Annotated in this window: 18 protein-coding genes; 9 read left to right on the top strand and 9 right to left on the bottom strand. The window is 56.7% G+C overall.

All coding sequences use genetic code 11. The features are described 5' to 3' along the window. Positions 1–195 precede the first annotated feature (195 nt). The 7 genes from B5D52_RS12105 to B5D52_RS12080 all read left to right on the top strand — a co-directional run bounded on the left by B5D52_RS12105 (position 196) and on the right by B5D52_RS12080 (position 6,896). Positions 196–1,539, top strand: a complete 1,344-nt coding sequence (locus tag B5D52_RS12105; RefSeq protein WP_016148986.1) for a M15 family metallopeptidase — start codon at positions 196–198, stop codon at positions 1,537–1,539. A gap of 444 nt (positions 1,540–1,983) precedes the next feature. Beyond that, a complete protein-coding gene (locus B5D52_RS16565) occupies positions 1,984–2,235 on the top strand; it encodes a hypothetical protein (RefSeq protein WP_016148985.1) in 252 nt (83 codons plus the stop codon). After that, on the top strand, positions 2,124–2,702 hold the full coding sequence (locus tag B5D52_RS12100; protein ID WP_330365118.1) for a TraX family protein: 579 nt from the start codon (positions 2,124–2,126) through the stop codon (positions 2,700–2,702). Before B5D52_RS16565 ends, B5D52_RS12100 begins: the two co-directional genes overlap by 112 nt. Positions 2,703–2,953: 251 nt before the next feature. Next, positions 2,954–4,066 carry an ABC transporter ATP-binding protein gene (locus tag B5D52_RS12095; RefSeq protein WP_016148983.1) on the top strand — a complete coding sequence of 371 codons (1,113 nt, stop codon included), beginning with the start codon at positions 2,954–2,956 and terminating at the stop codon, positions 4,064–4,066. A 139-nt stretch (positions 4,067–4,205) separates the two neighbouring features. Further along, entirely contained in the window at positions 4,206–5,105 is a 900-nt protein-coding gene (locus B5D52_RS12090; protein WP_016148982.1) for a sugar phosphate isomerase/epimerase family protein, read from the top strand. Between the two features lie 19 nt (positions 5,106–5,124). Next, positions 5,125–5,847 (top strand): glucosamine-6-phosphate deaminase, encoded by a 723-nt coding sequence (locus tag B5D52_RS12085; RefSeq protein WP_016148981.1) that lies wholly within the window; start codon positions 5,125–5,127, stop codon positions 5,845–5,847. Positions 5,848–5,852: 5 nt separating this feature from the next. After that, a complete protein-coding gene (locus B5D52_RS12080) occupies positions 5,853–6,896 on the top strand; it encodes a carbohydrate kinase family protein (protein WP_143149507.1) in 1,044 nt (347 codons plus the stop codon). A gap of 107 nt (positions 6,897–7,003) precedes the next feature. Here B5D52_RS12080 and B5D52_RS12075 read toward each other — a convergent pair whose 3' ends face one another. The 3 genes from B5D52_RS12075 to B5D52_RS12065 all read right to left on the bottom strand — a co-directional run bounded on the left by B5D52_RS12075 (position 7,004) and on the right by B5D52_RS12065 (position 9,400). Beyond that, positions 7,004–7,381, bottom strand: a complete 378-nt coding sequence (locus B5D52_RS12075) for a Fur family transcriptional regulator (protein WP_016148979.1) — start codon at positions 7,379–7,381, stop codon at positions 7,004–7,006. A 113-nt stretch (positions 7,382–7,494) separates the two neighbouring features. After that, complete coding sequence (gene epsC / locus B5D52_RS12070; RefSeq protein WP_016148978.1) at positions 7,495–8,184, bottom strand: serine O-acetyltransferase EpsC; 690 nt, start codon at positions 8,182–8,184, stop codon at positions 7,495–7,497. A 31-nt stretch (positions 8,185–8,215) separates the two neighbouring features. After that, positions 8,216–9,400, bottom strand: coding sequence for a polysaccharide pyruvyl transferase family protein (locus B5D52_RS12065; RefSeq protein WP_016148977.1), 1,185 nt, complete (start codon positions 9,398–9,400; stop codon positions 8,216–8,218). A gap of 257 nt (positions 9,401–9,657) precedes the next feature. Here B5D52_RS12065 and B5D52_RS12060 point away from each other — a divergent pair, with 257 nt between their 5' ends. Both B5D52_RS12060 and rsmI read left to right on the top strand, forming a co-directional pair. Continuing rightward, entirely contained in the window at positions 9,658–10,362 is a 705-nt protein-coding gene (locus B5D52_RS12060) for a tRNA1(Val) (adenine(37)-N6)-methyltransferase (protein WP_016148976.1), read from the top strand. A 41-nt stretch (positions 10,363–10,403) separates the two neighbouring features. Next, entirely contained in the window at positions 10,404–11,252 is an 849-nt protein-coding gene (gene rsmI / locus B5D52_RS12055; protein WP_016148975.1) for a 16S rRNA (cytidine(1402)-2'-O)-methyltransferase, read from the top strand. A gap of 370 nt (positions 11,253–11,622) precedes the next feature. Here the strand turns inward: rsmI and B5D52_RS12050 are convergent, their stop codons facing one another. The 6 genes from B5D52_RS12050 to B5D52_RS12025 form a co-directional block, all read right to left on the bottom strand. Then, complete coding sequence (locus B5D52_RS12050; protein WP_016148974.1) at positions 11,623–11,940, bottom strand: hypothetical protein; 318 nt, start codon at positions 11,938–11,940, stop codon at positions 11,623–11,625. Positions 11,941–12,147: 207 nt separating this feature from the next. Then, positions 12,148–12,720 (bottom strand): hypothetical protein, encoded by a 573-nt coding sequence (locus B5D52_RS12045; RefSeq protein WP_016148973.1) that lies wholly within the window; start codon positions 12,718–12,720, stop codon positions 12,148–12,150. 186 nt (positions 12,721–12,906) lie between these two features. Next, entirely contained in the window at positions 12,907–14,010 is a 1,104-nt protein-coding gene (locus B5D52_RS12040) for a DUF4179 domain-containing protein (protein WP_016148972.1), read from the bottom strand. Next, the gene (locus B5D52_RS12035; RefSeq protein ID WP_016148971.1) at positions 13,994–14,503 is read right to left on the bottom strand and encodes an RNA polymerase sigma factor; all 510 of its coding nucleotides are present in this window, start codon (positions 14,501–14,503) and stop codon (positions 13,994–13,996) included. Before B5D52_RS12035 ends, B5D52_RS12040 begins: the two co-directional genes overlap by 17 nt. A gap of 211 nt (positions 14,504–14,714) precedes the next feature. Continuing rightward, positions 14,715–15,611 carry an NAD(P)/FAD-dependent oxidoreductase gene (locus tag B5D52_RS12030; RefSeq protein WP_016148970.1) on the bottom strand — a complete coding sequence of 299 codons (897 nt, stop codon included), beginning with the start codon at positions 15,609–15,611 and terminating at the stop codon, positions 14,715–14,717. A gap of 198 nt (positions 15,612–15,809) precedes the next feature. After that, on the bottom strand, positions 15,810–16,154 hold the full coding sequence (locus B5D52_RS12025; protein ID WP_016148969.1) for a four helix bundle protein: 345 nt from the start codon (positions 16,152–16,154) through the stop codon (positions 15,810–15,812). Between the last annotated feature and the right edge of the window lie 274 nt (positions 16,155–16,428).

The following is a 16,428-nucleotide window of genomic DNA, read 5'->3' as shown; positions in this document are numbered from 1 at the left end:
GACCCTGTAATCAGAATCCCCACCCTGCACAGACTTATCCACAACTTTGCCTTTTTGTATCCTGCGTACACGCAAAACCTGGATTTGTGCGAAAAAGGTTGACAGAAAGGGTAAAATGTGGTGTAATGACTTTGTAACCATATTGTAATTTTTCGAACAGCCTGCTCTGACATTTGCTGAAAGGAGTTTTTTGCCATGAAGCATTCCCGCGCGCTCTGCGCGCTGATTATGACCGCAATGGCCTGTTCGTTTGTCCCGCCCGGCAATGCGCTGACCGATGTATCGTCGTGGGCTGAACCCGACGTGATGGCAGCCTCTGCCGCCGGTCTGATGCCCGATACATTCGCCGCGCTTGCCGCCAAGTCTTCGGTCTCCCGCGCGGAATTCTGCGCGGTCGCCCTCAATCTATACGAGGCCGAGCGCGAAACGGCGGTCAAACGAACCACCAAAGTCTATTTCGATGACTGCGATGATCCCGATGTCAACACCGCATACGAGATGAACCTCATTTCCGGACGCGGAAACGGTGTCTTTGCACCCGACGAGTCGGTCAGCCGTCAGGATCTCTGTGTGATTCTGGACAGCGTGCGCGAAAAATGCGAAGTGGACAAGCCCACCGCTACGGTTTCGGCTTTCTCCTTCCCCGACGGCGGCGAGGTACGCGATTACGCAGTTTCCGCCACCGAGACCATGCTGTCTACCGGTATTATTAAGGGCGTCGAGGCGACCGTCTCGAACGACCCCGAACAGGCCGGTCAGACCATCACCCTGCTCCAGCCTCAGGGTACTGCTACCCGTGAGCAGGCGCTCATCATGGCCAGCCGCTTCCTGGACACCTTCGACGCAGAACCGCTCAAGCCCTCCGAGATGATTACCAACCCGGTTGCCGTCGAGGATAACCCCGAAGCCAACGTGGAGGACGATTCCGAAGAGGACAACCTCTCGGACGCAGAGCGCGAAGAACTGGCTGAGGAGTACGGCGCAGACCAGAATCTGACCATGCCCACGCCGGTTGCCATCGCGGGTACGGTCGAGCAGAAGATGGAACAGGTCTTCGGCCCGGGCGGCAGCTACTACACCGATCAGGCAACCGCGGAGTCGCACATGGTCAAGGTTCAGGTGCAGGTCTGGTCGCTCATGTCCAGCGGTCAGAAAACCCCGGCCATCCGCACCATCGAGGTCAACGAGGCCATCGCTGACGAGATCCAGGCCGTCTTCCAGGAAATCTTTGAGGGCGACGAAAAGTTCCCCATCAAGGACGTGGGCGGCTATTCCTGGCGCACCAGCACCAAATCCGAACACCGTCAGGGCACGGCGATCGATATCAACTACATGGAGAACATGGAGTGCACCATTGACGCATCCGGCAACATCGTACAGATCACCACCGGTTCCCACTGGACACCCGGCGACGATCCGTATTCCATCCCCGCCGGTGGCGACGTTGTCCGCGCATTCGCACGCCACGGCTTTGCCTGGGGCGGTGATGCATGGTCCAAAAAGCGCGACTTCATGCATTTCTCTTACTTTGGTACTTAATTTTTGTCCCCTTTCCTGTTCCGTCCAACCCTGCCCGGATGGCTCATCCGCCGTCCGGCGGACGATGCAGGCCCCCTCCAATGAAACCGCTCCTTCGAGGAGCGGCTTTTTTTACAATCATCGAAAAACTGTTGTTTTTCGATGAGCAGGCGTCCGCCGCGCTTTGCGCTCTGGACGAAGAATGCCCGAAACCGCGCATAAATGAGCGGCTCCGGGCATTTTGCTGTATAAAAAGTCACGCACATGTCGCGACTTTTTATGAAATTTCATGCGCGCCATAGGCGCGATAGAATTTCAAACTGCGCCTGCGAGAATCGTGATCTAGCGCCCAAATTCTTATGATTTATTTAAGATTCTTTAAGATTTATTTGTCCCGGTTGACCCAATCTGCCAAATTTGCTACAATGGTCGATCTGCAAAAAACAAGGAAAGGATTTTTTCGACATGCTGCCAAAATACAATGCATTCCAGCTCAAACTGTTTATGGCCATTCTCATGGTCTTTGATCACATCGACCACATCCCCGGTCTGCTCCCCATCGAACTTGCCGGTGTTTTCCACGTTCTGACCCGCTGTGTCGGTGTATTTTTCTCGCGGTCGACGGCTTCCGCTACACCCACGACCGCAAGCGCTATGTCCTGCGTCTGTTCGTCTGGGCAGCCATCATGGCGGCCGGCAACACCGTTTACAATCTGATTGCTGCCGACCCGGCGCTGTCCATCCACAACAACATTTTCTTCACCCTCGCGCTCGGTGTGCTCATGCTGTGCGTACTCGCAGGCTCCGGCCCGCTCCCGCTGCGCATCCGCGGCGTGGTCTTTCTGGTGCTCTTCGCGTCCATTTTCGCAGAAGGCGGCATCGTTGTCCTGCCCTTCATGCTCATCACCTACCTGTGCCGCGACCGCATCCTGCTGCGCAATCTGCTCTATCTCGCGCTCGGTGCGCTGCTGTTCGTCATGACCTTCGTCCCCTACCCCACCCTGTCCGAAACCCTGACCATGCTGGCCATCAACTCGGAATTCATGTTCCCGCTGGTCATCCCCTTCCTGGCCATGTACGACGGCACCCGCGGCCCCAAAACCGCATTCTCCAAGTACTTTTTCTATGCGTTCTATCCGCTTCACCTGTGGATCATCGGTCTAATCACGCTGCTCGTCCGCTGACCCCGCAAACGCTCTGCCGCCCGGCAGGGCGTTCTTTTTTTGCCGCTTCGCGCACGCTTTGCTCTCTGTTTCTGAATCACTTGTTTCTGACACAAAATCGTCAAAACAATCCTAGCTTTATCAATTTTTTGCCATTGTCTCGCCTTGTTCCCAGTGTTATCCTGTTATCAGTAAAACAAGCGCGGACGTGCCGCGTCCTGCCTATCTGCATATATTTTTTTGACTCACAAACAGAAAGGGGCTTTCCCGTTATGGCAAATATCTCCATGCGACACCTCAAAAAGGTCTATCCGGGCAATATTGAGGTCATTCCCGACCTCAACCTGGAAATTCAGGACAAGGAATTCATCATCCTGGTCGGCCCGTCCGGCTGCGGTAAGTCCACCACCCTGCGCATGATCGCAGGTCTGGAAGAAATCTCCGGCGGCGAAATGTACATCGGCGACAAGCTGGTCAACGACGTTCCGCCCAAGGATCGCGATATCGCCATGGTTTTCCAGAACTACGCGCTCTATCCGCACATGACCGTGTACAAAAACATGGCTTTCGGTCTGAGCCTGCGCAAGGTTCCCAAGGACGAGATCGACCGCAAGGTGCACGAGGCTGCCAAGATTCTGGACATCGAGCACCTGCTCAACCGCAAGCCCAAGGCGCTGTCCGGTGGTCAGCGTCAGCGTGTCGCACTCGGCCGCGCAATGGTACGTGACCCCGCAGTCTTCCTGCTCGACGAGCCGCTGTCCAACCTGGACGCAAAGCTCCGCACCCAGATGCGCACCGAGATCACCAAGCTGCACAAGCGTCTGGGCACCACCTTCGTCTACGTCACCCACGACCAGACCGAGGCAATGACCATGGGCGACCGCATCGTCGTTATGAAGGACGGCATCATCCAGCAGGTCGACACCCCGCAGAATCTGTACAACGAGCCCTGCAACATGTTCGTTGCCGGCTTCATCGGTTCGCCCCAGATGAACTTCATCGATGCCACCATCTCGGCACACGGCGACCGCTTCCACGTCGATTTCGGCGAGTATTCGGTACCCATCCCCGAGGGCAAGGGCGGCCAGGACGTATTCGGCCCCTATGTCGGCAAGCCGGTCGTGCTCGGCCTGCGCGCTGAGGACTTCCGCACCGAGGACATCGTGCTCGCGCATGCAACCGACAACCTCATCGAGGCAGACGTCGAGATCGCCGAGCTGATGGGCGCTGAGGTCTTCCTGTACACGGTCTGCCAGGGTCAGAAGGTCACGGTCAAGGCACCGGCTCGCGTGCAGGCCAAGGGCGGCGACAAGGTCAAGCTCGCCATCGACCTCAACCGCATGCATATCTTCGATAAGGAGACCGAAAAGGTCATCTGCAACTAAAAAACCTCTCAAGCCACGGGAACGGTTCCCTTGCCTGTTCCCGGGCTCTCCTCTTGACAAGCGGTCGGGGAGTTTCTCCCTGGCCGCTTGCTTGACGGTTGTTATATAACTATTTGTATTATTAAAGGAGATTATCACTATGAGCAAAGTAACGATTGCAACCGCTCCGTGCTCCTGGGGCGTATGGTACGCAGACGGCACCCCCTCGGGTACCCCCTGGAACGTCTTCCTCGATCAGGCCGCTGCCGCTGGCTACAAGGCACTCGAGCTCGGCCCGGACGGCTATCTGCCCACCGATGAAGCCGTCCTGCGCGAAGAGCTGACCCGCCGCGGTCTGGACGTGTGCTCGGGCACTTGCTGCTATCAGTTCGACCGCTACGCTTCGTTCGACGACTTCCGCGCACCGGTTGACGCACTGTGCAAGCGTCTCACTGCGTTCGGCGCCAAGTATCTGGTTGCGATGGACGAGTCCGACGTCGGTCTGTACAGCGAGAAAAAGGCTGACTTCCCGGCTGAGGTTTGGAACAATTTCCTGGAGAAAATCCGTCTGATGGGCGAGTTTACCAAGAACGAGTACGGTGTTGAGGTGGTTTACCATCCGCACATCAAGACCATGATCGAGACCGAGGCCGAGATCGAGCGTCTGATGGATTACACCGGTCTGCGCCTGTGCTTCGACACCGGTCACCACGCTTACGTCAACGGCAACGGCGAGCGCGGCGAGACCTCTGCCATTGACTTTATGAAGAAGTATGCCGACAAGATGGCATATCTGCACTTTAAGAACGTAGATTTTGACGTTTTCCGCACTGTGCGCGAGCAAAACCTGGATTCCGATACCGCATTCGACCGCGATGTGATGTGCGATCTGCGCGACGGCATCATCGACTTCAATGCGCTGCGCGACACCATCGAGGCAATCGGCTTCGAGGGCATCGGCGTCATCGAGCAGGACATGCCGCGTGCGACCACCGAGCAGGCATTCGCCGCTGCACGCCGCAATCTGGACTATCTGCGTGAGATCCATCTGATCGACTGAGAAACGGAGGAAGCGCAAGATGCATATCGTTGTTTGCAAGGATTATGAGGAAATGAGCCGCCGTGCGGCCGAAATCGTAGCAGAACAGGTCAAAAAGCGTCCCGACGGTCTGATCAGCTTCCCCGGCGGCGACACCCCGCTGGGCATGGTACATGTCTTCGCGGACATGGTAAACGAGGGCAAGGTCGACATCTCGCGCACGCACTATGTTTCGCTCGACGAGTGGGTCGGTCTGTCTAACGAGGACGAGGGCTCTTGCGGCCTGTTCAATCAGCAGAACCTGCTGTCCCGCTTACAGCATCCGTTCGCGGGCACACACATCATCAACGGCGCTGCCGAGGACATTGAGTCCGAGCGCGTCGCCCTCAACGACTACATTTCCCAGTACGGACCGCTCGACGCATCCGTGCTCGGCATCGGCATGAACGGTCATCTGGGCTTCAACGAGAACGGTGTCGACTTCGATCTGGACGCGCACATCATCCCGCTGAGCGAGACCACCCTCCAGGTCATGACCAAGTATTTCGGTGAGAAATTCCATCCCACCCAGGGTATTTCTCAGGGTATCCGTCAGATCATGGCGGCAAAGACGGTCATTCTGATCGCAAACGGTGCGCACAAGGCTGAGATTCTCAAGAAAGCCGTACACGGCCCGGTCACCAATGAAGTACCGGCCAGCGTGCTGCAGAACCACCCGAACTGCTATGTCGTAGCCGACGAAGCGGCTGCGGCGCTGCTGTGAGCACCATGCGCGAGCTTCTTCGCCGCGCGGCAGGCCGGCGTGTGACCGTGGGCTTTGACGGCTTCATCGATACCATCGCCCGACCGGTTGCGCGCACCGCGACTGCCGACGCACCCGCGCAGTATTTCAAGTCCATCCCGGCGTTCGGGCAGTATCTGGTCGAGCACGGCGGCAAAAGCTGCTCGATCGCGCTGCACGTCGAGCGCCGACAGCTGGGCGGCAACCTGCCCCACCTGTCCCGCGCCGCGAGCATGCTCGGTCTGGACGTGTCCTGTGTGGGTATGCTCGGCCAGCCCGGCATCGACCCGGTCTTCTCCGACCTGCCGTGCAAGCTGTACAGCTTCGCACCGGCCGGTGAGGCCACCGCGCTGGAGTTTTCTGACGGCAAGGTCTTCCTCGCCGCCGATGCCGTCTGGAGCGACGACCCCTGGCAGGATGTCTGTGCGCACGTTCCGCAGGCTGAGCAGCTGTTCCGCGAGGCCGAGCTGATCGCGTTGGTCAATTGGAGTGAGCTGGACGCCTCGCAGGCGTTATGGCAGGCGGTCTACGACCGTGCCGTGCGCCCCGACCGCGCAAACTTCAGCCGCTTCGCCTTCTTCGATCTGTGCGACTGCACCCGTCGGTCGGCGGAGCAGCTCGACCAGGTGCTCCGGCTCCTCGGTCGCTTTGCCACCCGCCGCACGGTCGTGCTCAGTCTCAACGAGAACGAAGCGCTCGACTGCGGCCGCAAGCTGCTGGACGGTTTGGATGATCTCGGTGCACTGACCGAGGCGCTGTGCCAGCGGTACGGCATCCAACAGGTTCTCGTACACACCATTCACGAGACCTTTCTGCGCACGCCGGACGGTCTGACCCGTGAGGACACGCGCTTTGTCACCCAGCCCCGCATCTCGACCGGTGCGGGCGACCACTTCAACGGCGCAAGCTGCTTTGCACTGCTCGCCGGGTTATCCGACCGCGACCGTGTCCATTTCGCCGGTGTCTTTGCCTCGACGTATGTCGCCAAGGGCAGTACCCCGACGCTCGACGAAGTGCTGGACGCGCTGTAAGACAAGAAAAAAGAGAGAACGCAAGCGCGTTCTCTCTTTTTGTTTGAGCATGCTCAGGGTAGATACAGGAAAAGCCGTCCCGGTCGGGACGGCTTTGACGATTTGTTTTATACCTTATGCTCCATGCAGTGTGCGCAGGTGCCATGGGCAACCAGGGTGTAGCCTGCTACCTGTGCACCGCAGGCCTGTGCAATCTGCTGCTTGAGATCACCCGAGAGGGCGAAATCAACCACCTGACCGCAGTCATCGCAGATCATGTGATCGTGCGGATCTAACCGCCAGTCAAAGCGATCGGGCATGCCCGGCATGGACAGCTTGCGGATCTCTCCGATATCAGACAGGAAATTGAGATTGCGGTAAACGGTTGCCAGGGAAATGGTCGGCAGCTTGCGGCGGATCATCTGGAACAATTCGTCGGCCGTCGGATGGCTGTTTGTCGCACGGACGGCCTCCAGGATCAACTGACGCTGTTTGGTTTGAACCATGGATGGGGCCTCCTTTAATAGTATTGAGAATTTTTCTCGGTTATATACTATATTATATCGACCCTGTAACCGCTTGTAAATTGTAAAATTTAGACAAAATAATTGTGCTTATATCAATCACAATCGCCGTTTTCCGAGTTTTCCACCGTTTTCGGCGGTTCCGGATCATCCTGCAGGCCCAAACGCCGCTCGTTCTGGTAGACGCGGTGTTCGAGGCGGCAGAGTTCCTGGGATACGGGGTCGGGCATGTGGATCTGGTCGAGGTCGAAGGACGGGACTCTGTGGCCGTCGATCTTGACCACGCGCGCTTTGACACCGACCACAGTGGAATTGGGCGGCACTTCCTGCAAAACAACCGCGTTGGCGCCGATGCGCGAGTTATTGCCCACGGTGAAGGGGCCGAGCACCTTTGCGCCGGTCGAAATGAGCACGTTGTCACCGATGGTCGGGTGACGCTTGCCCGTATCCTTACCCGTACCGCCCAGGGTCACGCCGTGGTAGATCGTGCAGTAGTCACCAACCTCGGCGGTCTCGCCGATGACGATACCCATACCGTGGTCGATGAACAGGCCGCGGCCAATGGTCGCGCCCGGGTGGATCTCCACGCCGGTCATGGTGCGTGCAAACTGCGAGATCATACGCGCCAGAAAGAAGCGCTTGTGCAGGTACAGCCAATGGGTCAAACGGTGGTAGATCACCGCGTGAAAGCCCGGATAGAGCAGAAATACCTCGGCGGTCGTGCGGGCTGCCGGGTCGCGGTCGCGAATGGAACGTGCATCCTCAATGAGTTCTCGGAGAAACATAAAAATTAACCTTCTTTTTGTTAGCCGGTGGTCAGCGAGCCATCAGCTCGGCCAGCACATCCCCTGCCTCTTTGGCACGGGCTGCGTAGGTCGGCATGATCTCGGTCAGATGGGCGCGTATTTCGTCCTCACGCTCCATCAGCCAGCAAAAAGCATTCTTCAGGTCATCCGGCTGCTTGAGGCTCTGCACAGGCAGTGTGTAGCCCTCATAAGTGCCGAACAGGTCTTTGGCAATGCCCTTCGCCTTTACCGAGTAGCCCACGACCAGAGTGGGCACACAGGACGAGTATGCTGCGATCGTTGAATGGGTACGCGCGCCGACGAAACATCGCAGGCGGGCGATATAACCCTTCAGCTCGGAGCAGCCCGCGTCCTCGATCAGTACCACACGGCCGGTTTCCTTGAACTGGTCGTACAGCATGCGAAGCGGCTGACGATCATCGTTATAGCTCCAGACAACGTGCGGGATGAGCGCGACGGCCATGTCGGTCTCTTTCAGAATATGCTCGATGAGGGTGACATAGTTCTTCATGGTCGCGCCGCCCTGCTCCTCGTTGGAGATAATCATGGGCGAGACGTTGATGCCCACGGTATTGCCCGGCAGGAAGCCGTCGGGCAGGGGCAGTTCGCGGGTTTCCAGGGTGAATGCAGAGTCCGGGATCAGACGGGTCTTGTCGCCGAGGCCAGCCTCGCGCAGCGCGTCAGCCGTGATGGACTCACGTGCGCAGATGACGTCGAAGCAGTCCAGCTGGCGGGTGAATTCCTCGTCGAGGTCACGCGGCTCGATCGAGCAGCCCCAAAGCATGAGCTTTTCGCCCTGCTTTCTGAGCGCACGGTCGGTCGGCCAGAACTGACGACCCTTGTTATAGCAATAATTGTCACCGCCGACCGCGATGGAGACATCGCTGTCCTTGGCCAGTCGCAGGCAGGTCTTTTCGGTCAGAAAACGATCCTGCAGCGCCTTGGAATGGGTGACACGCTTGTCAAACTGATAGACAAACCAAGCGGGCGAAAAACGGCGCAGTACCTGATCGTTCTGGACAATGGTGTCCACCGATTCCTGCAGGTTGCACGCGTGATCCTCACGCGGCGCGTAGGAACACAGGGTGACCTCTGCCCCGGTCTTCTCCTTGGCAATGGCGGAAATGGTGCGGACGAGCGCCTCACAGCCGTGGTTGAGGCTGCCGCCGTGCTCATAAAGCATTACTTTTTTCACGATTTGATTCCTCGTTCGTTCTTACAAAATCATTGTATTTTTCTAGTCGCTGAAAAAATGATATCAAATATAGTCTATCCATATTTTGCGGGTTTGTCAAACCCAATCCTGCACAGTTTGACAGCCGATTCCATTTCTGTTATCATAAAAAATAACAGCAAATGCCCCAAAAGGCGTACAAATCGCCCGCGTGTCCGTCCTGTCCGGACGACGCACGGGTCTGAGCCGCCTCGCCGGCAACGAAAGGAGCCTGCCCCATGCTGTCCGCCGAACATCTGCCAAACGGTCTGACCCTGTTACAGGACGACCGTTTTTTTAAGCTCGGTCAGGACTCCGTCCTGCTCTCGGCCTTCGCCCGCATCCCGAAACGTGCCCGCGTGCTCGACCTTGGCTGCGGCACGGGTGCACTCGCCCTGCTGTGCTGGCGCGATGACCTGACCATCACCGGTCTGGAGCTCCAGCCCGGCCCGGCTGACCTGTTTGCGCAGTCCATTGCACAAAATAAGCTGCAAAACGTGCGCGTCGTGCAGGGTGATCTGCGCGAAATCCGTCGCCTCCTTCCCCACGCCTCCATGCAGTATGTCGTGTGCAATCCCCCTTATTTTGCATCGAACACCGGAAAACATGCCGCAAACAGCGCACACAAGACCGCCCGACAGGACGAGAGCGCCGATCTTGACGACATTCTGGACGCAATCGCATGGGTTCTGCCCACCGGCGGCCAGTGCAGCATCGTGTTCCGTCCCGAACGGCTGTGTCCGCTGCTGTCCGGTCTCGCCTCCCGCGGTTTTACGCCAAAGCGCCTGCGCTTCGTCCACCAGACCGCCCAGTCTGCCCCGTCCGCCGTCCTCGTGTCGGCCAAGCGCGGCGCGGGTGACGGCCTGATCGTCGAGCCTCCCCTGCTGGTCTGCCGTCCGGACGGTGAGCTCTCGGACGAATACCGCGCCATTTACGGCAAATAAATCCATCTTTTCCCGCTATCTTCACAGAAAGGGGTCTCTTTATGCCCGGTACCTTATATCTGGTCGCCACGCCCATCGGCAACCTCGGCGACTTCTCCCCTCGCGCCCGTGAGGTCATGTCTGAGGTCGATTTCATCGCCGCCGAGGACACCCGCGTGACCAAAAAACTCATGACCGCCCTCGACCTGCCCCAGAAACCGCTGGTCAGCTACTACGAGCACAACCGCCGTCAGCGCGGTGAGGAAATCCTCGCCCGCCTGCTTGGGGGCGAAAACTGCGCGCTGGTTACCGACGCCGGTACGCCTGCGGTCTCCGACCCCGGCGAGGATCTGGTCGCCCTGTGCGCCCCCGAGGGCGTGCCCGTCATCCCCATCCCCGGATGCTGCGCCGCTGTGTGCGCACTCGCCGCTTCCGGCCTGCCCACCGGCCGCTGGTGCTTTGAGGGCTTCCTGTCGGTCAACAAAAAAGCCCGTCGGGAACACCTCGACGCGCTCAAAGACGAAAAACGCTCTATGATCTTCTATGAAGCACCCCACAAACTGCGTGCGACGCTGGATGATCTGTGTGCGGCTTTCGGCGGTGACCGCCGTATCTCGCTGTCCCGTGAGCTCACCAAGCTGCACGAGGAAACGCTGCGCATGACACTGGCGGAGGCGGTCGCGTACTTCGCCGAAACCGCTCCGCGCGGTGAGTTTGTCATGATCGTCGAAGGTGCACCCGATGTCGTGGACGAGGACGCCGAAGATGATCGCATGGCACGCGCATTGGAAGCGGTAGAAAAGCGCATTGAGAACGGCGAAACGCTCAAGGATGCGGTCAAAATGGTGTCGGCTGATCTGGGCGTTAAGAAAAATGCACTGTATCAGCTCGCACTTGAAGCCCAAGAGTAAGCACCGCACCAATCATTGAAGCTTTCGCCAGCCTTTCTCGAAAGGCTGCGGGTTCTCAGGGCAGAGCCCTGAGACGCGGCTCGCAAGCCGCGGAATCTCTTTTTGAAACCCGGTGTCCGACCCGGGTTTCAATGAAAACAAACAAAAAAGGAAAGACCGTCCCTTCGGACGGTCTTTCCAGAGAATTGCGCGTCTGCGGACGCGCTTTTTTATTCTTTTTTTCGTTGATTTTCGCAAAAGCGAAAATCAAAAGGGGAGTTTCGCCCGTTGCGACGGGCGACTTGAGGCTCTGCCTCAAGACTCCGCAAGCCTTTCGAGAAAGGCTTGAGCGAAAGCTTTATTTCGCCCGCGGGCGGGATGGGTGCGTCCCTTACTCCTCGTCAAACTGTGTTCCGCACGCCGGGCACATATCCGGCACGTGGAACGGCTGGGGCTCCAATGCTCTCCCGCAATGCGGGCAATGCAGCCACTTACGCTGCATAATCACCGTCACCACGATCGGCGCCAACACCGCAAGCGCCAGCGGTCGGCCCAGCGGTGTGCGGAAAATATCCACGCCGGTAAAACGGATATACAGCCAGCCGGATAAAACTGCCAGCCCTGCCCAGATCAAAATACCCACAGTTGACAGGATCATCTTGCGCCGCAGACGCGCATGCCAATGTGCGAATTTCTGTCTCTCCTGCATCGTACGTCCCTCCTGTTCGTTTGTTTAAGCATAACACAGGACAGGCCGCAATGGTAGTTACAGAAGCCTTACAAAACGTCTCATATTGTCCCATTCTGAGACCATTTTCGGTTTCCCTCTCCAAACTTCACTTCCCGATCTCAGTTCCAATTCCCCATAAAAAAAGGACGTTTCCCTCTGGAAACGTCCTTTTCCCGTCTGTATCGTTTATTGCAGTTCCCCACCGGTCACAGCCTGAATGGACAGGGTCAGGATCTGGTCGAGCAGCTGCAAGTCATAGTAGACCGCGTCGCGGCTCCAGTGCCAGGCCTGTGCACCGCCCTCGGACGGCCCGCTCACCTCTGCGTCCGCGCCGATATACGCCGTCAGCGTGTCAATCCAGCCGTTTACGTTCTCCTCACTGACCTCCGTGCTGCCGTCGCTCAACCACACCGACAGAGACTGCACCGTGCGCGCTTCATCGTCCTGTGCGATGGTGTACAGCGTCGCGGCGCTGTCCTCCAGCGTGACCGCGTAGGTACGTCCGATAAAGAACGACTTATCGCTCGTCCAGTTCTCGGTGCCTTCTCCAAGTGTCCCGGTCAGTTCCGCGTCGGTTTTGCCCAGCAGGCCGGTCAGGCCGTCCAGCGTCACCGTATCCTGTGCCGTCTGCTCGGTTGTCGTTGTTGTCGGTTCGTCAGCGGGCTGCTGTTCGGTGGCAGCGTCGGCAGGTGCGCCGCAGCCGGCCAGCAATCCCAGCGTCAATGCACAAATGAGTAAATAAGAGAGTGTACGTTTCATTGTCGTCGCCTTCTTTCCATGTGATTCACAAGGGTTCTTACTCATAAGACGGATGAGCAGGGCAAATCGTTTCCACGTATGCAAAAAAAGATGCCCCCGGCGGGAGGGCATCTTTTTTGGGGGATATGCGGGACAGGGACGGTAAAAAGAGGTAAAAAGGGGAAAAGAAAAGGGGTAAAAGGAGGATCAAGCGGCAAGTGCCTGATGAATGTCCTGTCCTGCCATCTGATAATAGCGATTCAGCGCATCCAGATCGTATTTGGATGCATCATCCCGGATAAAACCAGTCAGACCGCGCAGCAGCGTATCCTTGACGCTGTCCGAAGCCTGCGCCATGTGCTTGTCGAGGAAGTCCAGAATGGGGTCGATGGTCATGGACTGGTTCAGCAGCTGGCTATACTCTGTCTCGAGCTTGGCATCCTGGAACGCTTCCATGCTCTCATAGTGCGCCGGGACGTTGTTGCCGAAGCGGGTCTCGACGATCAGGCTGTCCGGTGCAGACTGCGCCTTGAGCGCGTCCTGTGCGGCCTGCTCGCTGTCGTACTGGCCGACCTCCAGCAGCCAGCCCTCGCCGTCGTCACGCAGGATGCGTGCGTCGGGGAAGTCCTTCTGCATCTTGGTCAGCGCGTCCTGATCCATAGACAGGGTGCGCAGCGAGTACACGTTCTGACCGACAAACTCGCCTTCCTTGAGGCGGACAACGATGCTGCCCGGGTCCTTATATTCCTCGACCGCAACGTCAGCCGTTACGTCAAACTCGATCTGTACCTGCGATGCGCCGTCTGCGCGGCCAAGCACGTAGACCGACTTGATAAACCGGCTGTTTTCACGTGCCTGGTTGACCTCCTCGAGCACGCCGACTTCCTGCGTACTGGGCAGGGTGAGGGTGACGGTCTCGGGGAAGTGGGCGAGGCTCGCCTTGTATGCGGCAGCGTTCGCCGCGTCAAAGGTCAAGGTCAGCTGTTCGCTGTCCGCACCGCTCTGGAAGGATACCGCAGCCTTTGCGGTCACGTCGGTCTGACCGCCTTCGGCCTCAGGTGTATTCCAGCGGAACACGCGCACGAGCGAGCCCAATACAGCGACGTCTTCCAAATTTGCAGCCAGGGCAGGGGAGGCGTTGATGCTGCCGACAAAAATTGCAAATACTGCGGCAGCGCCTGCCACCGTTCTCTGAACATACTTCTTGTGATTCATGATGCGTTTACCATTCTGAACTCCACGCAAAATGGCCGCGTCCAGCTCTTCGGGAATTTCAACGTACAGCAACTCGCTTTCATTCGGTCGTTTCATGTGGGTTCATCCTTTCTCTCAGTAATTCAAGTGCGTGATAGTAGATCGTTTTCACGGTATTTTCATTTTTTCCGGTCAGTTCTGCGATCTCCCGGAACGTAAGATCCTGATTGAATTTCAAAATCAAAACCTCGCGGTATTTCTGCTCCAGCCGCGCCAATTCTTCGCGCATGGCCAGGATCTCGGCGGTTTGCTCCATCGGTGTGACGCTTTCGTCCCAGTCCTCAAGCGAGGCGAAACGGCGGTGCCGTTTGACGAAGGTCAGCGCGGTGTTGGACAGGATGCGGTAAAACCAGGGATAAAAGGAATCCGGGTCTTTGAGGTGGTGCAAATGGGTGTAGGCCTTGCACACGCTCTCAGACACCACGTCGAGGGCATCCTCCCGATGGCGTGTATAGCTATAAGCGACGCGATAAAAGGAATCTTTCTTTGCGTCGATCAGTTCAAGAAACGTTTCTTCGCTGATTGCGGGATGTTTTTTTAGCAGCTGCATGAGGTACTGTGCGCCTCCTTTCGAATAGTAAGACCGGAGCAGGCGGCAAATAGTTTGGAGAATCTTAAAAAATTTTTTCAGAACTTTCAAAGAATATAAAAAAGGACATCCCGAAAGGGGATGTCCTCATTTTAGGGGATATGCGGGACGGTGCGCAAGAGGGAGATTGGAAAGGAAAATGGTTGGGGAGTGACTTGACGAAAGAAATGTATTACAGCGCAGCGTTGATCGCGGCGATTGCACCGTCCGATACCGCGGTCGCTACCTGACGCACCTGCTTTGCGCGGATGTCTCCGGCTGCGTATACGCCCGGCACCGAAGTCTCCATCTTATCATTGGTGACGATGTAGCCATCCTGCAAGTCGAGTTCGGTGTACAGCTGGGTGTTGGGCGTCACGCCTGCGTAGACAAAGATACCGCAGCCGGGGTCTTCAATGGTCTGCACCGTGCCGTCGTGCTCGCTGATGATTTCCAGACGCTCGACCTGATCGGTGCCATGTACCGCGTGCAGACGCGAACCCAGGCACAGCTTGATGTTATCCGCAGCCGCAATCTTATTGCGGAACTCCGGGATGCAGCCCAGCTGGTCTTCAAAGTGAATGATGGTCAGCTGACGGGCAAATGATGCCAGATACAGCGCTTCCTTGACCGCACCATCTGCGCCGCCGACGACATAGATGTTCTTTCCGGTATACGCTGCGCCGTCGCGCGGTGCGTTCAGGCCCATGCCCTTGCCGGCAAGCTCGATCTCTCCGGGAATGCCCAGCTTACGGGGTGTACCGCCGTTTGCCAGAATGACCCGGCGTGCCTGATGGGTTCCCTTGTCGGTGTGCACGGTCTTGACATCCCCGGTCAGCTCTACGCCGGTGACCGTCTCATAAGCGATTTCCACGCCCGCAGCCTGTGCCTGCTCCTTCATACGAGCAGCGAAGGTTGCGCCGGTTTCCTGTGCCTGCAGAGCGGTATAATGGGTGACGGTCGAGACCTTGCCGATGATGCCGCCGACCTGCGCCTGCTCCAGAACCAGGGTCTTCTTGCCGCGGCTGACTGCATAGATGCCTGCGCTGATACCAGCAGGGCCTGCACCGATAATAAGGATGTCATACATAATGAAAGCGCTCCTTCCTGTGATACATGGTGTATCTGTTTCTTTCTGATCTAATTATAACGCTAAGTGTCAATAAAATAAAATTAAGAATTGTGATTTTTCTATAAATTTATCTTATATATTGAGGTAAGAAAAAAGAACACGATTATGATCGTGTCCTTTCAATTCATGGAAAGCATCCAAACAGAGTAAATGCCCTCATTTCATATTCTTTTTTGCAGTATTGATAGATGAAATCAAGAGTTTTTTCATCTCGACACACTGTTCCAGAATCGCAGAATCGTTATAATATTCGCTTTCAATGAGAAGTTCCAGCCAATATTCGCTTTCTGCACATTCTTTCAAGGCAATTTGGAGTTTGGCGACGAAATCTGCCCGGCTATGTCCATAGAATGCCTCTCGAATATTCGCGCCGATGCTGGTTCCCGAGCGAATGAGTTGATTGGTAAGCACGCTTTCTCGCTTGGAACGCTTGACCTCATTGCATATTTTGATAATTTCCAAGGCAAAGGCTTTGGATTTATCTCCAAGCGGACTAGACATAACTCAGCACCCCCGAACAGAATAGAGAATAGGGAAGAGTGAATAAGGAATAAGTAAAGACACGCCGCACATGAAATCCGTGCCGCTTGCGGCACTCCTTACTTCTTCACTCTTCACTATTACTTATTACTTCCACAAGTCCCAGTAAGAGCAAAAATATTAGAGAAAAGTGAATAGTGAATAAGGAATAAGTTAAAAACATCACACACATAAAATCCGTGCCGCTTGCGGCACTCCCTACTTCTTCACTCTTCACTATTACTTATTACTTCCA

It is taken from the genome of Butyricicoccus pullicaecorum DSM 23266 (assembly GCF_900167005.1).
GTDB lineage: Bacteria > Bacillota > Clostridia > Oscillospirales > Butyricicoccaceae > Butyricicoccus > Butyricicoccus pullicaecorum.
This window is presented reverse-complemented; position numbering and strand designations above follow the sequence as displayed.